22 protein-coding genes are annotated in these 19965 nt (G+C 58.3%); 6 read left to right on the top strand and 16 right to left on the bottom strand.

The genetic code is table 11. From position 1 onward, the window contains the following. Nucleotides 1-2: 2 nt before the first annotated feature. The 4 genes from trmD to ffh all read right to left on the bottom strand — a co-directional run bounded on the left by trmD (nt 3) and on the right by ffh (nt 3140). Nucleotides 3-752: a tRNA (guanosine(37)-N1)-methyltransferase TrmD gene (trmD, locus tag G5306_RS17235; RefSeq protein WP_005340400.1), complete on the bottom strand. Its 750-nt coding sequence runs from the start codon at nt 750-752 to the stop codon at nt 3-5. 34 nt (nt 753-786) lie between these two features. Next, nucleotides 787-1308: a ribosome maturation factor RimM gene (rimM, locus tag G5306_RS17230; RefSeq protein WP_005340394.1), complete on the bottom strand. Its 522-nt coding sequence runs from the start codon at nt 1306-1308 to the stop codon at nt 787-789. Nucleotides 1309-1332: 24 nt separating this feature from the next. Continuing rightward, nucleotides 1333-1581 (bottom strand): 30S ribosomal protein S16, encoded by a 249-nt coding sequence (rpsP, locus tag G5306_RS17225; RefSeq protein ID WP_216952849.1) that lies wholly within the window; start codon nt 1579-1581, stop codon nt 1333-1335. Nucleotides 1582-1763: 182 nt separating this feature from the next. After that, a complete protein-coding gene (ffh, locus tag G5306_RS17220; protein ID WP_421313288.1) occupies nt 1764-3140 on the bottom strand; it encodes a signal recognition particle protein in 1377 nt (458 codons plus the stop codon). A gap of 205 nt (nt 3141-3345) precedes the next feature. Between ffh and G5306_RS17215 the strand changes: the two genes are divergently transcribed. Together G5306_RS17215 and G5306_RS17210 are read left to right on the top strand one after the other, a co-directional pair. Then, complete coding sequence (locus tag G5306_RS17215) at nt 3346-4137, top strand: cytochrome C assembly family protein (RefSeq protein ID WP_227341902.1); 792 nt, start codon at nt 3346-3348, stop codon at nt 4135-4137. Between the two features lie 42 nt (nt 4138-4179). Beyond that, nucleotides 4180-5460 (top strand): HlyC/CorC family transporter, encoded by a 1281-nt coding sequence (locus G5306_RS17210; RefSeq protein ID WP_005348906.1) that lies wholly within the window; start codon nt 4180-4182, stop codon nt 5458-5460. Between the two features lie 40 nt (nt 5461-5500). Here the strand turns inward: G5306_RS17210 and G5306_RS17205 are convergent, their stop codons facing one another. Further along, nucleotides 5501-5971, bottom strand: coding sequence for an Rrf2 family transcriptional regulator (locus tag G5306_RS17205; RefSeq protein ID WP_005340388.1), 471 nt, complete (start codon nt 5969-5971; stop codon nt 5501-5503). Between the two features lie 111 nt (nt 5972-6082). On the opposite strand from G5306_RS17205, the gene hmpA reads away from it, so the two are divergent. Further along, nucleotides 6083-7276: an NO-inducible flavohemoprotein gene (gene hmpA, locus G5306_RS17200; RefSeq protein ID WP_201990764.1), complete on the top strand. Its 1194-nt coding sequence runs from the start codon at nt 6083-6085 to the stop codon at nt 7274-7276. A 99-nt stretch (nt 7277-7375) separates the two neighbouring features. Here hmpA and G5306_RS17195 read toward each other — a convergent pair whose 3' ends face one another. From G5306_RS17195 to G5306_RS17170, 6 genes are all read right to left on the bottom strand, one after another. Further along, nucleotides 7376-7960: a tetratricopeptide repeat protein gene (locus G5306_RS17195; protein WP_103251390.1), complete on the bottom strand. Its 585-nt coding sequence runs from the start codon at nt 7958-7960 to the stop codon at nt 7376-7378. 395 nt (nt 7961-8355) lie between these two features. Continuing rightward, a complete protein-coding gene (gene mdh, locus G5306_RS17190; RefSeq protein ID WP_005340384.1) occupies nt 8356-9291 on the bottom strand; it encodes a malate dehydrogenase in 936 nt (311 codons plus the stop codon). Between the two features lie 221 nt (nt 9292-9512). Beyond that, on the bottom strand, nt 9513-10175 hold the full coding sequence (artM, locus tag G5306_RS17185; RefSeq protein ID WP_216952846.1) for an arginine ABC transporter permease ArtM: 663 nt from the start codon (nt 10173-10175) through the stop codon (nt 9513-9515). A 3-nt stretch (nt 10176-10178) separates the two neighbouring features. Further along, the gene (gene artQ / locus G5306_RS17180) at nt 10179-10829 is read right to left on the bottom strand and encodes an arginine ABC transporter permease ArtQ (RefSeq protein ID WP_064337352.1); all 651 of its coding nucleotides are present in this window, start codon (nt 10827-10829) and stop codon (nt 10179-10181) included. A 3-nt stretch (nt 10830-10832) separates the two neighbouring features. After that, nucleotides 10833-11570 carry a transporter substrate-binding domain-containing protein gene (locus G5306_RS17175; RefSeq protein WP_005348898.1) on the bottom strand — a complete coding sequence of 246 codons (738 nt, stop codon included), beginning with the start codon at nt 11568-11570 and terminating at the stop codon, nt 10833-10835. Between the two features lie 24 nt (nt 11571-11594). Beyond that, complete coding sequence (locus tag G5306_RS17170; protein WP_005357971.1) at nt 11595-12335, bottom strand: ATP-binding cassette domain-containing protein; 741 nt, start codon at nt 12333-12335, stop codon at nt 11595-11597. 201 nt (nt 12336-12536) lie between these two features. Between G5306_RS17170 and argR the strand changes: the two genes are divergently transcribed. Continuing rightward, on the top strand, nt 12537-13007 hold the full coding sequence (gene argR, locus G5306_RS17165; RefSeq protein WP_005340378.1) for a transcriptional regulator ArgR: 471 nt from the start codon (nt 12537-12539) through the stop codon (nt 13005-13007). Between the two features lie 90 nt (nt 13008-13097). On the opposite strand, the gene G5306_RS17160 is transcribed toward argR, so the two are convergent. From G5306_RS17160 to glnK, 5 genes are all read right to left on the bottom strand, one after another. Beyond that, complete coding sequence (locus G5306_RS17160) at nt 13098-14003, bottom strand: Dyp-type peroxidase (protein ID WP_236376002.1); 906 nt, start codon at nt 14001-14003, stop codon at nt 13098-13100. Nucleotides 14004-14106: 103 nt separating this feature from the next. Beyond that, on the bottom strand, nt 14107-15141 hold the full coding sequence (locus G5306_RS17155) for an ABC transporter ATP-binding protein (RefSeq protein ID WP_421313285.1): 1035 nt from the start codon (nt 15139-15141) through the stop codon (nt 14107-14109). A gap of 82 nt (nt 15142-15223) precedes the next feature. After that, nucleotides 15224-16849 (bottom strand): ABC transporter permease, encoded by a 1626-nt coding sequence (locus G5306_RS17150; RefSeq protein WP_421313283.1) that lies wholly within the window; start codon nt 16847-16849, stop codon nt 15224-15226. Between the two features lie 39 nt (nt 16850-16888). Beyond that, nucleotides 16889-17896 (bottom strand): Fe(3+) ABC transporter substrate-binding protein, encoded by a 1008-nt coding sequence (locus tag G5306_RS17145; protein ID WP_005357960.1) that lies wholly within the window; start codon nt 17894-17896, stop codon nt 16889-16891. A 258-nt stretch (nt 17897-18154) separates the two neighbouring features. Next, complete coding sequence (glnK, locus tag G5306_RS17140) at nt 18155-18493, bottom strand: P-II family nitrogen regulator (RefSeq protein WP_005341406.1); 339 nt, start codon at nt 18491-18493, stop codon at nt 18155-18157. A 201-nt stretch (nt 18494-18694) separates the two neighbouring features. Between glnK and arfB the strand changes: the two genes are divergently transcribed. Together arfB and G5306_RS17130 are read left to right on the top strand one after the other, a co-directional pair. Beyond that, nucleotides 18695-19111 carry an alternative ribosome rescue aminoacyl-tRNA hydrolase ArfB gene (arfB, locus tag G5306_RS17135; RefSeq protein WP_421270830.1) on the top strand — a complete coding sequence of 139 codons (417 nt, stop codon included), beginning with the start codon at nt 18695-18697 and terminating at the stop codon, nt 19109-19111. Nucleotides 19112-19143: 32 nt separating this feature from the next. Beyond that, nucleotides 19144-19635: a methylated-DNA--[protein]-cysteine S-methyltransferase gene (locus tag G5306_RS17130; RefSeq protein WP_368177496.1), complete on the top strand. Its 492-nt coding sequence runs from the start codon at nt 19144-19146 to the stop codon at nt 19633-19635. Nucleotides 19636-19965 lie beyond the last annotated feature (330 nt).

The raw sequence follows: 19965 nt of genomic DNA, 5'->3' as shown, positions 1-19965 counted from the left end.
CTCTACTTAACGCTGTCACGCACTTCGCGGACATACTCGGCAAGAAGTGATTCTTGCTCGTCAGTCAGAGCTAGGTTGTTAATAAGTTCCGGCCTTCTTTGCCAGGTTCGTCCGAGCGACTGCTTGAGACGCCAGCGTCGAATCACTTCGTGATTGCCGCTTGTCAGCGCCTCGGGCACCGCCAATCCATCCAACACCTCCGGCCGAGTGTAGTGGGGATGATCCAGCAAGCCATCCGTAAAGGAGTCCTGCTCGGCACTGGCCTGATCGCCCAAAACCCCAGGGACCAGACGCGAAACCGCATCGATCAGGGTCATGGCAGGCAACTCGCCACCACTTAACACGTAATCCCCGATAGACCACTCTTCGTCGACTTCGGTTTGTATCACGCGTTCATCGATACCTTCGTATCGACCGGCTACCAGAATCAGTTTCTGATTCGTCGCCAACTCGGTTACGCCCGCTTGAGTCAGCTTGCGTCCCTGAGGAGAGAGATAGATGACTTTCGCCCCGTCTCCCGCCGCTTGCTTGGCTGCATGAATCGCGTCACGCAGCGGCTGAACCATCATTAACATGCCGGGCCCACCACCATAAGGACGATCATCGACCGTACGGTGTTTGTCGTGGGTAAACTCCCGGGGGTTCCAGCACTCAATCTGCAGCAGGCCACTCTTGACGGCCCGACCCGTTACCCCGTGCTCGGTAATGGCTCGGAACATTTCAGGGAAGAGGCTAATAACCCCAATCCACATAAGAAACCTCCGGCACCCGTGTTAGCGCGGGAAACTAGAAACCAGGATCCCAATCAACTTCGATTGTTCGAGCAGTCAGATCAATATTCTTGATCACCTGCTCTTCCAGGAACGGAATCAACCGCTCCTTTGCACCAAAGGCATCTTTTACATTGGCCTCAACCACCAACACATCGTTGGAGCCGGTTTCCATCAATTCGGTCACCTTGCCTAGGTCATATCCCTTGGTGGTCACTACCGAGCAACCAATCAGGTCACGCCAGTAGAACTCGCCCTCAGGCAACGCAGGCAATAGATCAGCGGGTACGCCGATCTCGACATTGGTCAATGCCAGGGCATCTTCGCGCACATCGATACCATCGAGTTTGCAGATCAGACCCTTGTTGTGACGTTTCCAGGATGAAACCCGAATTTCACGCCACGCCCCGTTCTGATTAATCAGCCAGGGGTTGTAATCGAAAATCGCTTCGGCAACATCGGTGAAGGAGTTCACTTTAAGCCAGCCCTTGATGCCGTAAACGGTCCCCAGGGTGCCCAGAACTACAGGTTTTTCCACCTTAACTCCTTACCGTTTGGCTGATTAAGCAGCTTTGGCAGCGTCTTTGATCAGCTTGGCAACGCGCTCAGAAACAGCGGCACCAGTAGCAACCCAATGCTCGATACGAGCCAGGTCCAGGTTCAGCTTTTCAGCCTGACCAGAAGCAACCGGGTTGAAGAAACCAACGCGCTCGATGAAACGACCGTCGCGGGCGTTACGGCTGTCAGCAACTACTACCTGGTAGAACGGACGCTTTTTCGCGCCACCACGTTGTAAACGAATGGTTACCATATCGTCCTCATTAACATCTAATGAACAAGGCCCGCAAACACGCGGACCCTAGCTTAAAATAAGCCGCATAATTCTACTTGGATTCGTAATAATTGCAACCAAGCCAGCCATTTTTTGCGCAGGGCTGCAATGAAAAGGGCCTGCAACTCGCAGACCCTCGCTCAATACCTAACTCCGGATAATCAGAACGGACCGCGACCGCCACCAAATCCCGGTGGCAGCATGTTCTTCATCTGGCTCATCATCTTGCGCACGCCGCCCTTGCCGGACATCTTCTTCATCATGCGCTGCATCTCTGTGAACTGCTTGAGCAGCTTGTTCACGTCCTGCACCTGCATGCCGGAACCTGCAGCGATGCGACGCTTGCGAGAGCCCTTGATGAGGTCGGGATGGGCACGCTCTTTCGGCGTCATGGAGCTGATGATGGCCTCCATCCGCACGGTGAGTTTGTCATCCATCTGATCCTTGATGTTGTCCGGCAGGCCGGACATGCCCGGCAGCTTGTCGAGCATACCCATCATGCCGCCCATGTTGCGCATCTGGGCCAACTGCTCGCGGAAGTCCTCGAGATCGAAGCCTTTACCGCTCTTGACCTTGCTGGCCAGCTTGGCCGCTTTCTCTTTATCGACGTTACGCTCCACCTCTTCGATCAGAGAGAGCACATCGCCCATGCCGAGGATGCGAGAGGCGAGGCGATCAGGGTGGAACGGCTCCAGCGCATCGGTCTTCTCGCCCATACCGATGAACTTGACCGGTTTACCGGTGATGTGGCGCACCGACAGGGCGGCACCACCGCGGGCATCGCCGTCCGCCTTGGTAAGGATGACACCGGTGAGCGGCAGCGCTTCGTTGAACGCCTTGGCGGTGTTGGCGGCATCCTGACCGGTCATGGCATCCACCACGAACAGGGTCTCGACCGGCTTGATGGTGGCATGCAGATCCTGGATCTCGGCCATCATTTCGCTATCAACATGCAGACGGCCGGCGGTATCGACGATCACCACGTCATAGAATTTCTTGCGCGCCTGATCGATAGCGGCAGTCGCGATGGCAACCGGCTTCTGGCTTGCATCGCTCGGGAAGAAGTCGACGCCGATGTCACCCGCCAGGGTCTCCAGCTGTTTGATCGCCGCAGGGCGATAGACGTCGGCACTGACCACCAACACCTTCTTCTTGTTGCGCTCTTTGAGCAGTTTGGCCAGTTTGCCGACCGTGGTGGTCTTACCGGCCCCCTGCAAACCGGCCATCAGGATAATGGCGGGCGGCTGGGCAGCCAGATTGAGCTGTTCATTGGCCTCCCCCATCACGGTGACCAGCTCGCCGTGCACTATCTTGATGAATGCCTGACCCGGGCTCAGGGATTTGGCCACTTCCTGCCCGACGGCACGCTCCTTGACGCGCGCCACGAAATCACGCACGACCGGCAGGGCGACGTCCGCCTCAAGCAGCGCCATGCGGACTTCGCGCAGGGTCTCTTTGATGTTCTCTTCGGTCAGCCGACCACGGCCACTGACATTGCGCAAGGTGCGCGAGAGTCTTTCAGTCAAATTCTCAAACATGACGCATTCCGGTTCTTGGCGTAATAAATAGGGGGCATTATAACCCAGAGCAGCCGCGAGGACGATTATTCACCGCACCGTCGCTCATCTATGCTTCGTCCCTATATATGGGCGGATCGGCCATTGCACAACTGGCGAGCACATCTTGTGCAAGGTATACTGCTCCTCTTATATCCCTAAATGCTTGTGTAACAACGACCTGGTTATGATCGTGATCTCTGTTCTGGCCCTGGCGTTTTATCTGCTGGCCATCATCGCCTCACTGCACCTGCTGCTCAATGCCAAACAAGTCGGGTACACCCCCCTGTTCGCTTGCGTGGGACTGGCACTGGTAGCCCATGGTGCATCTGTTGCCAGCGAAGTAATGGTGACCCATTCCGGTCAAAACCTGAGCATGCTCAACGTCGCCTCGCTGGTGAGCCTGATCATCAGTTGCTTCATGACCTGCGTCACCCGTCGCTTCAACGGCTGGATCCTGCTGCCGGTAGTCTATAGCTTCTCGGCCCTGTTGCTGGCTGCCAGCGCCTTGATCCCGGGTCGCTACATCACCCATCTGGAGGCCCATCCCCAGCTGTTGCTGCACATCGGCCTAGCCCTGATGGCCTATGCGGTATTGATGATCGCCTGCCTGTTTGCGTTGCAGCTTGCCTGTCTGGACAAGCAGCTTAAATCTCGAAAAATCAGCAACCTGCCAGCCATGCCGCCACTGATGACGGTGGAGAAGCGGCTGTTCCAGCTCATCTCGGCGGGTCTGTTCCTGCTGACACTCTCCATTGCCTCCGGCCTGTTCTTCCTCGAAGACATGTTCGCCCAGGGCAAATCACACAAGGCGGTACTCTCCATTCTGGCCTGGTGTGTCTATGTGCTGCTGTTGTGGGGCCATCACACCTATGGTTGGCGCGGCCGTAAAGTCATCACTCTCAGTCTGATCGGCAGCTTCATCCTGACTCTTGCCTATTTTGGCAGTCGCTTCGTCAAAGAAGTGCTGTTGAGCTGACACCTATACTCTTTTAGCCATACCATCCAACAGGAGCCCTTTTTGGACAGCATCTCAACGAGTACATTACTGATTGTTCTCGTTATCTTGATCCTTCTTTCCGCCTTTTTCTCCAGTGCCGAAACCGGCCTGATGTCCATCAACCGCTACAAACTTCGGCATCTGGCACAGACCAAACACAAAGCCGCACGTCGCGTCGAGCAACTGCTCGCCCGCCCCGATCGCCTGCTGGGACTGATCCTGATCGGCAATAATCTGGTCAATATCCTCGCCTCCGCCATCGCCACCATCGTCTGTATCCGGCTGTTTGGTGATCTCGGGGTCGCCATCGCCACCTTCGGGCTGACCCTGGTGGTACTGGTATTCGGTGAAGTGACCCCCAAGACCCTGGCCGCCATGTTTCCGGAGAAGATCGCCTATCCCGCCTCCTGGATCCTCAAGGGGCTGATGGTGCCGCTCTCACCGCTGGTCTGGCTGATCAACGGCATCACCAGCGGCCTGCTCAAGATGCTGAAGATCAATCCCAACAAGGATGACTCCCTCAACACCGAGGAGCTGCGCACCATAGTCAATGAGGCGGGTAACCTGATCCCCCAGCGTCATCAGGAGATGCTGTTGAGCATTCTGGATCTCGACAAGATGCTGGTCGAGGACATCATGGTGCCACGCAGCGATATCTACGCCATCGACATCAACGATGACTGGAAGAGCATCCAGCGCCAGCTGGCCCACTGCGCTCACACCAAGATCCTGCTCTATCGCGACAATATCGACGACGTTGTCGGCTTTTTGCACGCGCGCGATGCCCTGCGACTGGTAGCCAGGGATCAGTTCAACAAATCGAGCCTGTTGCGGGAAGTGGACGAGATCTACTTCATTCCGGAAGGAACGCCGCTCAACGTGCAACTGGCCAAATTCCAACGCAACAAGGAGCGAATTGGCCTGATCGTCGACGAATACGGCGATATTCAGGGGCTAATCACTCTGGACGACATTCTGGAAGAGATCGTGGGCGACTTTACCACCTCCATGACGCCAGCGCCGAGCGACGAGATCCATCCCCAGTCAGATGGTTCTTATCTGGTCGAAGGCTCAGCCAATATTCGTGAGCTGAACAAGGAGATGAACTGGCATCTGCCCATCGATGGCCCGCGTACCCTCAACGGCCTGATCCTCGAATATCTGGAGGAGATCCCCCAGCCCAACATCGGGATCCGGCTGGCCGGTTATCCTATCGAGATCCTCGATGTGGAGAACAACATGGTCAAGATGGCGCGGATTATGCCGGCATCGTACCGGGCGGAATCGGATTCGCAAGATTGAAAAAGGGCTGCCAGTGGCAGCCCTTTTCTATTGCTCATAGTCATTGCTCATCTTCATCATCCGGCTCCAGCACCAGCGTCGGGATCAACTCGCCGAAGACCCGTTGCAGCTCGTCACGGTTGGCCAGCAGGTCTTGCAGCGTATAGCTGTCCATCACCGCCAGAAACGCATCCATCGCCTCTTTCAGCGCACTCTTGAGCAGACAGACAGAGACGATGTGGCAAGCGGGCGAGCCGCAGTCAATGCCGTCCAGATTGCCTTCCAGCGCCCTGATCACCTGCCCGATATTGATGGTAGCGGGATCGCAAGCCATGCGAATACCGCCATTCTTGCCCCGCTGGGATTGCAGATAGCCCAGCTTCACCAGCTGATTGACCACCTTCACCATGTGGTTGCGGGAAACACCATACAGGGCTGATACCTTGGCAACGCTCGACAACTCCCCTTCCGGCAGGGTGGCAAGATAGAGCAGGGCTCTCAATCCGAAATCTGTATAACTGGTTAGTCTCATAAAACCTGATTAGCGCGATGCGAAAAGTGGAGTATTGATTCAAATCAAATAAACATCTAGGATGCCACTTATTAAATGACATTTTATATGTTCAATTAGAACGAGGCCCCTATGCTAGATCAAACCACCGTTGCCGTCATCAAAAGCACTATTCCGCTGCTCGAATCGGCAGGTCCTGCCCTCACCCAGCACTTCTACCAACGGATGTTCAGCCATAACCCGGAGCTGAAAGATATCTTCAACCTGGCCCACCAACGCAGTGGCGGCCAGCCGCTGGCCCTGTTCAATGCAGTCGCCGCGTATGCAAAGAATATCGACAATCTGGGAGCGCTCGCCGGTGCGGTCGAGCGGATTGCGCACAAACATACCGGATTCCTGATCCAGCCAGAACAATATCACATTGTAGGTAGTCATCTCTTGGCCACGCTCAAAGAATTGGGCGGAAGTGCGGTCACCGACGAGGTGCTGGAGGCATGGGGCAAGGCGTATGGCGTGCTGGCAGACATCTTCATCGGCCGCGAGCGGGAGATCTATCAGGAGAAGGCAAGTCAGGATGGCGGCTGGCAAGGTACCCGCACCTTCATCATCAAGGAGAAGCGAGCCGAGAGCGACCTCATCACCTCCTTCCTGCTGGCACCGGAAGATGGCAAGCCGGTACTGACCTTCAAACCGGGCCAATACCTCAGCATCAAGCTGGTTCACCCCGAGCTGGAATATCAGGAGATCCGCCAGTACTCCCTCTCCGATGCCCCCAACGGGCAGGATTACCGCATCAGCGTCAAGCGTGAGCCGCAGGGTCAGGTCTCCAACCTGCTGCACGATCACCTGCAGGCGGGTGACAAGATCGAGGTGATGCCTCCTACCGGCGATTTCTACCTGAAAGCCGACAGCCAGACCCCGGTGGTACTGCTCTCAGCCGGTGTCGGCGTGACGCCGATGATGAGCATGCTCAACCAGCTGCTGGAAAGTGCTCATCAGGCCGAGATCACCTGGCTGCACGCCTGCGAACAGGGCGCTGTACACGCCTTCCGGGAGGATATTCAGCAAAAATCCCGCCAGCATCCCAACTTGCTGAGCCGGGTCTGGTATCGGGAGCCGGAGGCCAGCGATGTACAGGGTGAAGATTATGACCTGGCCGGCACCATGGATCTGACTGCCGTGAAAGAGCGCATCACGCCGCAGGCCCACTACTACTTCTGTGGCCCTGTCGGCTTCATGCAAGAGATCAAGCGGCAGCTGCTGGCGGCTGGGGTGTCAGCCGGGCAGCTCCATTACGAAGTTTTTGGCCCCCACCAAGATCTCTAAGGCGCAGGCAGCCATATAACAGAGGGAGGTTCCGGCTTGTCATGGCACGGCGGCTGGAACCGGACCCACAGGTGCAGATCTGTGGGTCATTTTTTTGGATCAGTGCATCGCCTTGGCGCGGGCCACCACGTTGGCCGGCATCCGGTTGCCAAGACGGCTGAGCAGACTCGCCGCCTTCTGGTGCAGCGCCTTGTCACCTATGACGGAGCCATGGAGCCAGCGATAGGCGTCCTCATAATCAAGCGGACTGCCCATCCCCTGCAACAGCATCTCGACCCACTCGATGCGAGCCCGCAGAAAACCGAGGCTGGCCGCCTCGCGCATCAGAGTTTCGGCTCGCACCAAATCCTTCTGCACCAAAGTTCCTTTCCAGTAGTAGCGCCCCAGCTGCTCCAGCGCTGGCGCCAACCCCTGATTGGCCGCCTCCCACATATATTGCACCCCGAGTTCGGCATTGGATTTGGTACAGACACCCCACGCCAGCATATCCCCCCAGAGGAATTGATAGGCCGGGATCTTCATCACCGAGGCGCGCGCTTCGATATCCTGAGTCAGCTGACAGCGATCCTGCTTCACCTGAGTGAGGTGACGCCCCTGCTCAATCCAGTTGAGCAACTCGTCCTGACGATAGAGTGGCACCGCCTGCAACTCGCCAGCGGCCAGAGGTGCGGGAGGCGCCACCACAGCAGCAGGTTCCACCGGTTTTGGCAGCGGCGCGGCCCCCTCGCCACTGCTGGCAATGGGGGTGACCGGCTCGGCCGGGAGCAAGACGGGGACAGCCTCAGAGGGCGCTGGCGTAGCAGCAGAGACAGGGGCCGTTGACACCGCAGCACTGCTTGCGGTCGGTGCCGATGCACTTGCTGCAGGCACATCGCTCGATACGGCAGCCGATACCGCCTCGGCACCATAGAGGGGCGCGGTGAATGTACCGACAAGAATGAGAAGGGTAAGGGGTTTCATCATAAGGATCTCCTGCTGCACTCTGTTATCGGCACCAAGCCCCATCCCCTTAGCCTGCCGGGCGGATCTCATCAATACAAAAGGGAGCCGAAGCTCCCTTGTTGGCACGGTTGACCCGCTTACTTGACGAAATCGACACCCAGCTGGATATCGGCTTTCAGGGTAGCCAGCATGCCTTCCATCGCTTCCTGCTCGAACGCGCTCAGCTTGCCGTAATCCAGTACGGTTTCGACGCCATTCTTGCCCAGCAGTACCGGCTGTGCGAAGAAGGTGGCGTGCTCGCCGTTGCCTTCAACGTAGGCGCACTCAACAACGTTGGCTTCGCCCTGCAGACCCTTGATGAGGGAGAGACCGAAACGGCAAGCCGCCTGACCCATGGAGAGGGTCGCAGAACCGCCACCGGCTTTGGCTTCCACCACTTCGGTACCGGCATTCTGGATGCGCTTGGTCATGGCTGCCACTTCTTCAGCGGTGAAGGAAGCGCCTTCAATCTGGGAGAGCAGCGGCAGGATGGTGACGCCACTGTGACCACCGATCACGTTGACGCGTACCTTGTCGATGTTCAACCCTTTGGCAGCGGCCACGAAGGTCTCGGCGCGGATCACGTCCAGGGTGGTGACACCGAACAGGCGACGCTTGTCATAGACACCGGCTTTCTTCAGCACTTCGGCGGCGATAGCCACAGTGGTGTTGACTGGGTTGGTGATGATGCCGATCAGTGCTTTCGGGCAAGTGGCCGCGCACTTCTCGACCAGATTCTTGACGATACCGGCGTTGATATTGAACAGGTCGGAGCGATCCATCCCCGGCTTGCGTGCCACACCGGCGGAGATCAGCACCACATCGGCCCCAACCAGCGCAGGAGTCGGATCTTCACCGCAGAAGCCCTTGATGGCGACGTCGGTAGGAATATGACTGAGGTCAACGGCCACACCCGGGGTAACCGGGGCGATGTCATACAGGCTCAGCTCGGAGCCAGCCGGCAGACGGTTTTTCAACAGCAGAGCGAGGGCTTGACCGATGCCACCAGCGGCACCCAGAACGGCAACTTTCATGATCAACTCCATGTTTAAGCGTAGGTTTAAGGTTGTTTGTTGTTGTGCGCCCAACCTTAATGGATCCCCCCATAAAAAACAATCTGATAACAGTTGCAGTCACGGGTTCTGTGAGCCACGAAACATGCGGGAGCAAAAATTGGAGGGAAATACAAAAAGTTGGAGGAGAAGCACAGTTTTTCTGCACTTCTCCTTACCATAAAGAGGTAGATCTGAGGGTCTCAGGATTGGAATGCCAGCGCCCGTTTTTCACACCAGCGAAAACCAATTGTTAACAATCCGTTCATCGCCAGATAAAGCCCACCAGCCACCCCGAACACAGCCAGGGTATCGTAGGTCTGGGCGTTCAACCCCTGCGCCAGCCCCATGATGTCCATGATGGTGATAGTACTGGCGAGGGAGCTCCCCTTGAGCACCAGGATCACCTCGTTGGAGTAGGCAGGCACCAGATGACGGGCGGCGTGGCGCACCTTCATCCACAAGGTCTGGCGGCCATTAAAACCAAGCGCCCGGCACGCCTCCACCTCACCAGCCGGGATGGCATCGAGCGCCCCCTTGAACAACCGGGTGGAGTAGGCCGCCGTGTTGAGACCCAGCGCCAGCACGGCGCAGAACCAGGGCTGCTTGAGCAGCGGCCAGAGCGGGCCGGCTTTCAGCCACTCGAACTGGCCCGGCCCGTAGTAAATCAGGAAGATCTGAATGAGCAGCGGCGTGCCGGTAAAGAGCAGCACCCACAGCTGCACCAGCTGGGTCGCCACCGGCAGGCGCAGCTCCAACACCCAGGTCATCAGGGCTGCCAACACAATCCCCAGCAGCAGGCTGAACAGGGTCAGCTCCAGCGTGGTGACCAGACCGCCCAGCAACGTAACGAGATACTCTTGCATCAGTTAGCCTCCGTAGCGGCGGGTGTAGCGGGCAGCCAGCCCGAGGCCATATTCACTCACCAGACTGATGGCCAGATAGATGAGGGCGGCGGCGGCATACCAGGTGAAAGGCTCATAGGTACTGGCCGAGGCCATCTGCGCCTGACGCATCATCTCGTTCACCCCGATAAGCGACACCAGCGCGGTATCTTTCAGCAACACCAGCCACTGGTTGCCGAGGCCCGGCAGGGCATGACGCCACGCCTGCGGCAACACGATGCGAAAGAAGATGTGGCTCTTGCTCAACCCCAACGCCAGCGCCGCCAACCGTTGACCTGAAGGCACCGCATTGAGCGCCGCCCGCAGGGTCTGGGTCGCATAGCTGGCGAACAGCAGGGAGAGCGCCAGCACGCCACAGGCGAACGGACTGAACTCTACATACTCGCCAGTGAGGAGGAACAGCACCTGGGTCGAGCCGAAGTAGATGAACAGCACCACCAGCAACTCGGGCAGGCCACGGATCAGCGTGGTCAGGGTGGCCACCGGCCACACCAGCGCACGCTGCTTGCTGAGCTCGGCGGCACTGAACGCCAGTGCCAATACCATGCCCCCGACCAGTGATGCCAAGGCCAGCCCGAGGGTCATCCAGGCTGCATCCAACAACAGGCTCAACATGGCTTACTGCGCGAAGTATTTGTCGAAGATTTTCTGATAGGTGCCGTTGGCCTTGATCTCCGCCAGCCCCTTGTTCAGCTGGGTCAGCAGCTCCTGATTGCCCTTGGCGACCGCGATGCCAAAGCCGGTACCGAAGTACTTGGCATCCGTCACCGGCGTACCCACCACGGCATACTCCTTATGCTGCTTCAGCCAGTCGGCAGCAACGGCGGTATCAGCAAACACACCGTCGGTACGGCCATTCATCATGTCGAGGAAGGCGCTCTGGTAGCTGGCGTACGGCACGGTCAGCAGACCCTTGCTCACCCAGTTATCAACCAGATAGGACTGGTGAGAGGTACCGTTCTGCACGCCGACTGTCTTGTCGACCATCTCTTCCGGCCCCTTGAAGGCCCCTTTCTTGGCGACGAATACGGCCGAGTTCTCGTAGTAGATGTCAGAGAAATCGACCTGAGCGGCCCGCTCAGGGGTCACGTCCATGGCGGCGATGGCGGCATCGTAGCGACGGAATTTGAGGCTGGGGATCAGGCTGTCAAAGGCCTGGTTGTGGAAGCTGCACTCCAGCTTGGCCTGCTCGCAGATGGCGCGCGCCAGATCGATGTCAAAACCCTGAAACTCGTTCTTGTCATCCAGGTATTCGAACGGTGCGTAGGTGGCCTCGGTGGCGAACTTGATCTCTTTGGCCATGACGGAGGTACTCAACAGGCCCATGGCAGCAACCAACAACAGACTCTTTTTCATGACAGCTTCCTTATCGATTCAATATCAATGCATCAAGAATTCGGCAAACCGGCTGGTTTGCGGGGATTGGAAAATGGCGGCGGTGCCGGATTCGATGATCCGCCCCTTCTCCAGATAAATCACCTGGCTGGCCACCTTGCGGGCAAAGTCGACCTCGTGGGTCACCACCACCTGGGTAATGCCGGTCTGGCTCAGGTTGCGGATGATCTCGGCCACCTCTTTGGTGATCTCGGGATCGAGGGCAGCTGTCGGCTCGTCAAACAGCAGCACTTCCGGGTCCATCATCAGGGTACGGGCAATAGCCACCCGCTGCTGCTGACCGCCAGAGAGACGGGCAGGCCAGGCATCGCGCTTGTCGGCCAGTTGCAGCTGGGCCAGCAGGTAGGCCCCCTTCTCGATGGCGGCCTCCTTGCTCATGCCGAGCACCTTGACCGGCGCTTCAATCAGATTCTCCATCACAGTGAGATGTGGCCAGAGATTGTACTGCTGGAACACCATGCCCACCTTGCGGCGCAGCAGTTGGGACTGGCGGTTGAATTCGGCAGCAGAGAGGGAGTTCGGGAAAGAAAATTCACTTTCGCCAATCCGCAGAACACCCGCATCCGGGGTATCCAGCAGATTCATCATCCGTAGCAGGGAACTCTTGCCAGCACCGCTCGGGCCCAGCAACACCAAGGTTTCACCGGGGGATGTCCGAAAGCTGACCTGTTGCAGAACCGGCACCTTGTGCCAAGACTTCTCGATACCTATTAATTCAATACCCATACAGCCCAATTGAATAAGTTTTCAAAATTTCATCCCGATTCTATCCCTAATAAAGGTTGATGCAAGCCATTTTTGAATCAATATGCAGAACAAGCGCCGCTTCCTTGCAAAAAACGGCATATGAATGCAAAATGGCCCCGCTGTTCGTATCTGCCGCCTGTATCGCACAGGCCGCCACACCTCCTCATTCGTGAGACCAAGATGAAACACAACGACAAGCAAGAAAAACTGGCCAAGGCCTTTAAAGCCTTGCTGAAAGAAGAGCGCTTTGGCTCCCAGGCAGAGATCGTCACCGCCCTGCAAGAGCTGGGCTTCGAGAACATCAACCAGTCCAAGGTATCGCGCATGCTGAGCCGCTTCGGCGCCGTTCGCACTCGCAACGCCAAGATGGAGATGGTCTACTGCCTGCCGGTGGAACTGGGCGTGCCCACTACCTCCAGCCCGCTCAAGAATCTGGTACTGGACGTCGATCACAACGGCGCACTGGTGGTGATCCACACCAGCCCGGGCGCAGCCCAGCTGATCGCCCGCCTGCTCGACTCCCTCGGCAAGGCAGAGGGGATCCTCGGCACCATCGCCGGTGATGACACCATCTTCATCACCCCGACCAGCGACACCGATATCGAAGAGCTCTACCTCTCCGCCCTCGAGTTGTTCGAACAGACGCCGTAATGGCAACCACCGCGTCATAGCGGTCACGCCAGAACGAAAAATCCCGGCCAAGGCCGGGATTTTTGTTTTCTGAGTCTTCGTCAGGCGGGCTTATTTGCCCTGCGCCATCAAAAAACCTTCCGATGGTGCGAAGAAAGCCGCGCCGGTCACTGCCCTGGTGAAGCGCAGCAGGTGGTCGAAGTGGCTGCCCTCACCTTTGTACATGCTGGCCAGCATGGCGTTGAAGTGCTGCGGTGTGCGGCAGCAGGAGATGAAGTAGAGCCCCTGCTCGGTCATGGTGCCCCAGGGCATGCTCTGGCGCAGGATCTCCATGGACTCTCCCTTCGGGGTTTTGAGGTTGACCCGCTTGATGTGGGCGGTCAGCGGCTTGGCGGCAGATTCATACTCGATATTGTCGGGCTTGGTGCGACCGATAATGTCTTCCTGCTCTTTCTGCGCCAGCTTCTCCCAGTCGCTCATGGCGTGGACCCAGCGTTGGACGTGAATGTAGGAGCCACCGGCAAACTCGCCATCGGCCAGCAGCGCCACTTCGGCACGGTGCTCATCCTGCGGGTTCTCGGTGCCGTCAACGAAACCGGTCAGGTCACGGCAATCCAGGTTGCGGAAACCGCGCACCTCTTCGGCCAGCTCGACCAGTCCGGCCAGCAGCGCCATCACACGGTGACCGGCGTGGTGCAGCACATCCACCCGATCGGCGCGCAGCTGAATAAAGAGATCAAACGGGGTGTTGGGGGCTTCCTGACCGTTGGCGGATTGCGCCATAAAACTGCGGAACTGGGGCGGACGGGCGGCAGGATAGAGACCATCCCAGGCATCGGCGCCAACGGCAACCAGACCGCTGAACCCGGCATCAGGGAAATCGGCAGCAACCGCCTGCCACAGGGCGGGCAGTTTGGCCAGACGGCCGACCAGTTCGGCGGCGTCGCCGGTGCGATTGAACATCAGATAGAGGGCGTGCAGATTCGGCTCTGCGCAGATCCCGGCTTGGGCTTTCATATATCTCTCCCCTGAGTAGGCGTTAGCGTTACGGGCTATTTGCGTTGCGCGATTATAAACCAGAGTGGATCCAGTTCTTTGATTTCACGACGATATCACGCGTTCAGGGCAAAGGGTCAAACAACACCAGCCCATGGGGTGCGACCTTGATCCGTGCCCGCATCCCATCAAGGGGCTCGCCAATGCTCGCCTCCAGCTGCAGATCGCCACACTCGAACAGCACCCGACAGTGGTGGCCGAGGAACTGCTGCTCCACCACCTCGAGCTCGCCATCTGCGGCACTCTCCAGCAGCAGTTGCTGGGGTCTGAGCATCAGCTGCAACTGCTCGCCCACCGCCCTGCCATGAGGCTCGCTGCCACAAATGACCCCGAGCGCCGTCTGCACGCAGTGGCTGTCCACCACCTCGGCAGCCAGATAGTTGACCCCGCCGAGAAACTCCGCCACGAAGCGATTTTGCGGGCGGCGATAGAGCTGCTCCGGCTGACCCACCTGCTCGATATGGCCTGCGCGAAACAGCGCCAGCCGATCGGCGAAGGCGAAAGCCTCCTCCTTGCTGTGGCTGACGAAGATGGCGCCGATCCCCTGCTGCTTGAGCAGGGCGCGGATCTCGAGGATCAACTTCATCCGCACCTGGGTATCGATGTTGGAAAAAGGTTCATCCAGCAGCATCAGCCGCGGCTTGCACACCAACGCCCGGGCGATGGCCACCCGCTGCTGCTGGCCGCCGGAGAGCTGGTGCGGATAACGATCCCCCAGCCCCTGCAGATTGACCAGCGCCAACGCCTCGTCAACCTGCTGCTGGCGGGCGCGGCGATCGAATTTGGTCAGACCGAAACCGACGTTGTCGGCCACCGTCAGGTGGGGGAAGAGGGCGTAATCCTGAAAGATCATGCCGATGTTGCGCGCCTCGGGCGGCACGCTGGCACCCGGCCCGTCGAGCAGGGTATCGCCGAGGCGAATCGAGCCATCGGCCAGCGGCAGCAGCCCGGCGATGGCCTTGAGCAGCGTGGTTTTGCCGCAGCCACTGGCTCCCAGCAGGCAGACGATCTCGTTGTCTGCCACCGTCAGGGAGAGCTGTTCCAGCACATTGCGGCCGTTGTAACGGCAGCTGACATTTTCAACCTGCAAACAGGACAAGGCTGACTTCCTCTCGTTTCTGGCGGCGCGCAGCCTTTTGGTTCAGCGCACCGCATGCAATTTCATTGGCCGACGTGGCGACTCAGTGGCCCGGACTGTCCAGACTGCGGTTGACCCAGATCAGCGGCAACAGCCCCACCAGCACGATGACGATGGCCCCCAGCGCGCCGCGCTCCAGCATCTCGTCCGAGACGAATTGGTAGACGTGGGTCGCCAGAGTATCGAAGTTGAACGGCCGCAGCAGCAGGGCGGCGGGCAGCTCCTTCATGGATTCGATGAATACCAGCATGGCACCGGCAAACAGACCTCGGCGCACCAGCGGCAGATGGACCCGCCGCAGCATGCCGCCATCCCCCTGCCCCAAGGAGCGGGCTGCCATGTCGAGACTGGGGGAGATCTTGCCCATGCTGCTCTCCACCGAGCCGATGGCGATGGCCACGAAGCGCACCAGATAACCGAACACGATGGCGGTGATGGTACCGGTCAGCAGCAAGCCCGGCCCCTGACGCCCGAGCCACTCGGCCAGATCGTTGATGGCAAAATCGAGGGCGGTGAGCGGCACCAGCACCCCGATGGCCAGCACGGTCCCCGGCATGGCGTAGCCCATGGCGGCGATGCGCAGGGGCAACAGACTCTTTATCCCGCCATCGAGGCGGCGGAAGAAGCCGAGCAGCAGGGCGATGCCCATCGCCAATAGTGCCGTCAGCGCCGAGATAGCTAAGCTGTTGCCGGCGAAGCGGACAAACTCCGGCGTCCACGACAACTCGAAGTAACGCACGCCGTAATCGAGCAGGATGACGAATGGCAGGCCGAAACCGGCCAGCACCAGCCCCCAGCACCAGAGACCGGCCAACCAACGGCCAACCCCCTTGAGCGGATAGCGCAGCGGCTGCTCATGGCCCATGGACTTCTGGAACACCTGCTGCCGACTGCGCGAGCGGCGCTCCAGCGCGATCAGCAGCACCACAGCCAGCAACATCAGGCAGGAGAGTTTGGCCGCGGTGGCCAGACTGCCGTAACCGAGCCAGGTGTCGTAGACCGCGGTGGTCAGGGTGTTGATGGCAAAGAAGTGGACGGTGGCGAAATCGGCCAGCGTCTCCATGGCTACCAGCGACACCGCCACCATGATAGCGGGACGCGCCAACGGCAAACTGAGGCGGCGAAAGCTCTGCCACGGGGTACAGCCGAGCAGGCGGCTGGAGTGGATCAGGCTGACTGACTGCTCGAGAAAAGAGGCGCGGGTCAGCAGATAGACATAGGGGAACAGCACCAGCGCCAGCACCCAGGCGGCGCCGCCAAGGGAACGAATGGCCGGAAACCAGTAATCGGCAGGACTGTTCCAGCCAAAGAGTGCTCGCAACCCGGCCTGTAGCGGGCCCGAGTAATCGAGCAAGTCGGTATAGACGTAGGCGACGATATAGGAGGGCATAGCCATCGGCAGCATCAAGGCCCACTGCAGGGCACGGCGCCCCGGCACCTGACACATGGCCACCAGCCAGGCGGTGGGTATACCAAACAGCAGGCTGAGCAGTACCACACCGACCACCAGCCCCAGGGTATTGCCCAGATAATCGAGCAGCACGGTATCGGCGAGGTGGCGAAACAGCTCCCCCTCAGCCGAGAAGGCAGAGAAAAGCAGGGCTATAACCGGTAAACCCAGCAGCAGGGCGATAGCCCAGCTGCCGGTCATCCATCCAAAATTTTTCATGAGACCACAGATGTTGATGGGGCCGTTGGCCCCATCTGATTACAAGTCGAACTTCACCTCATCCAGCAACTGCAAGGCGTCCTTGCGGTGCTTGGCGTAATCGCTGACCGGTAGTGCGTCAGACTTGAAACTGCCCCAGGACTTGACCATGGCGGAAGGCTCGACCCCGGCCTTGACCGGATATTCGGCATTCACGTCCGCATACATGTGCTGGGCGGTATCGCCAGCCAGAAACTCCATCAGCTTCTGGGCCTCGGCCTTGTTCTTGGCATACTTGGTCATGGCCACGCCACTCACGTTGACGTGGGCACCGCGGTCAGCCTGGTTCGGGAAGTTGATATAGACCGCATCCGCCCAGGACTTCTGAGCAGGATCTTTCAACATGGCACCCAGATAGTAGCTGTTGCCGAGTGACACGTCACAGATACCATCCTTGATCGCCTTGACCTGATCCCGGTCGTTGCCCTGCGGCTTGCGCGCTAGGTTGGCCTTGACCCCTTCCAGCCAGGTTTTGGTCTCGGCCATGCCGTGATGGGCAATCATGGAGGAGACCAGCGCCACATTGTACTCATGCTTGCCGCTGCGGGTGCAGATTTTCCCTTTGAATTCCGGTTTGGCCAGATCTTCGTAGCTGATGGTGTCGAGCTTGCCGAGGCGCTCCTTGCTGGAGTAGATGGCGCGAACCCGGGTGGTCAGGGCGAACCAGCGATTCTCCGGATCACGATAGATGGCGGGGATGTTCTCCTGCAGGATCTTGCTGTCCACCGGCTGCACCAGCCCCTTGTCCACCAGATCGGTCAGACGGCTGATATCGACAGTCAGCATCAGGTCGGCCGGAGAGAGCTTGCCTTCCCGCTCCAGACGCTCGTTCAACCCCTCTTTGGCAAACACCACGTTCACCTTGATGCCCGATTCCTTCTCGAACTGCTGGATGATGGGCTTGATCAGCTCATCCTGGCGGTTGGAGTAGACATTCACTTCCCCGGCCGCCAATGCCGACTGAGCTGCCAACGCAGAGAAAGCCAGTGCCAACATCTTCATTTTCATCATCCATTCCTTGATTAGCTATACAGAGTGATAACGATTTCCGTTTGCATTCTGCATACATCTTATAAGCGGATCAAGAAAGCTCGCCGTCGCCACATCACATATTTAATCGCCTATAAATGAAAAGGGCCGGATGGAATCCCATTCGGCCTCTTCTGAGCAAAACGTTATGTTGATCAGGCTTCAATAAGCGCTCACGCCATCGGGATGCCCCGAGGTCGGGAGGTCAACAGATCTGTACGTCACGGATGCGGTTCATCACAGCGCCTCGTCGTCACTCTCGCCGGTGCGAATGCGCACCGCTTGCAGCAAGTCGTAGACAAAAATCTTGCCGTCACCGATCTTGCCGGTATAAGCCGCCTTGCAGATCGCCTCGATCACCCCTTCCACGTTATCATCAGCGGTGGCAATCTCCAGCTTCACCTTGGGCAGGAAGTCGACCTGATACTCGGCTCCCCGGTATAATTCGGTGTGTCCCTTCTGGCGGCCAAATCCCTTGACCTCGGACACGGTCAGCCCTTCCACCCCCAGGTTGGCAATAGCCTCGCGGACATCGTCCAACTTGAACGGTTTGATAATCGCACTAATCAGCTTCATCTGGTTGCTCCCAATCCATGGTGTGTCATGAATCGGGTTTCAATTCTTATGCCAAGTATTTTTATTGTTTTATTTCATATAGATAGAGTTTAATGTCGGCGCCATTCGCCAGGCACATCCCCATAACTGGCCAGCACGCCCCATAATGAGGCACCATGCTGCAGCGGTCAGCGGGTATGCACCAAACAAGAGCAAAACAGCATGTTAGTTATCTCCAACAGCGTCACGATTCCCTGGCATGAGCTGCAATTTCAGACCATGCGGGCACAGGGCAACGGTGGACAGCACGTCAACAAGACCGACTCCGCCGTCTGGTTACGCTTCGATTACCGCAACTCTCCCAGCCTGACGCCCCTCTACAATGAGGGTCTCGACAAGCTGAGCGACAGCCGGGTACACGATGGCTTTATCCTGATCCGGGTCGAGAGCCATCGCAGCCAGGACATGAACCGCAAGGAGGCGATGAGCCGTCTGGTGGAGTTGCTGAAGAAAGCAGCCTGGCGCCCCAAGGCTCGTCATGCCACCAAGCCGACCCGCAGCTCCCAGCGCAAACGGGTCGATGCCAAAAAGCGCAAGGGGGATATCAAATCCGCCCGCGGCAAACCGGTTCTGGACTGAGCCAACCCCCAGCCCCCAAAGGATGTCAGCCGATGAGATACAGTTTTTGCGACAGCGCCCGCGGTCCCCTGCTCATTGCCATCGATCAGGATGGCCTGCGCTATGTGGAGTTCGTGCAGGGGGAGCAGCCGGTAACTCCGACCGATGAGTGGCTGCGTGATGACCTGGCTCTTGCTCCTTTCGTCGAGCAGTTCACCGCCTATTTCGCCGGAAAATTGCAGCAGTTCGATCTGCCCATGGCAACGAAGGGCACCCCGTTTCAACAATCGGTGTGGAACGCTTTGTGCGATATCCCCTATGGCGAGACCGTCAGCTATCTCGAGATTGCCCAGGCTATCGGCAATCCCAAGGCGGTGCGGGCGGTAGGCGCTGCCAATGGCCGCAATCCGCTGAGCATCATAGTACCCTGCCATCGGGTGATCGGACGCAGCGGCGATCTGACCGGCTATGCTGGCGGCATTCCCATCAAGCGCTGGTTGCTGGCTCTGGAACAGACAGGCACAACATTCGAGCTGGCCCCATGACACGATGACCGCCCCGGAGAGGAACGGGACAATATGGTGGCCAAAATGAAAAGGCTTTCAGCCAGTAGCCACGCTTTGCTGACAAGATGAACAGAAAATGAAGAATCGCCTCAGAACTACTTCAGATTGAGCTTGGCATGATGGCTCCATACTTGAATGGCACGGCTCATTCGCTGATTCAAGTAGCACCCATGTGACGCTTCCAATCTGTCTTTTTCCCCGCGCCTCCTCTGAGGCGCTTTTTTTGTGGCAACTGTCCCGTCCTGAATATGGTTTACACCTTTCCCCCCAATAAATGGAGAACCCGATGGGACAAGGTGTGAAACGGAC

The organism is Aeromonas sp. 603404, from assembly GCF_049171775.1.
In the GTDB taxonomy this organism is placed as follows: domain Bacteria; phylum Pseudomonadota; class Gammaproteobacteria; order Enterobacterales; family Aeromonadaceae; genus Aeromonas; species Aeromonas veronii_A.
The sequence above is the reverse complement of the archived record's forward strand: the minus strand, read 5'-3'. Positions and strand labels throughout refer to the sequence as shown.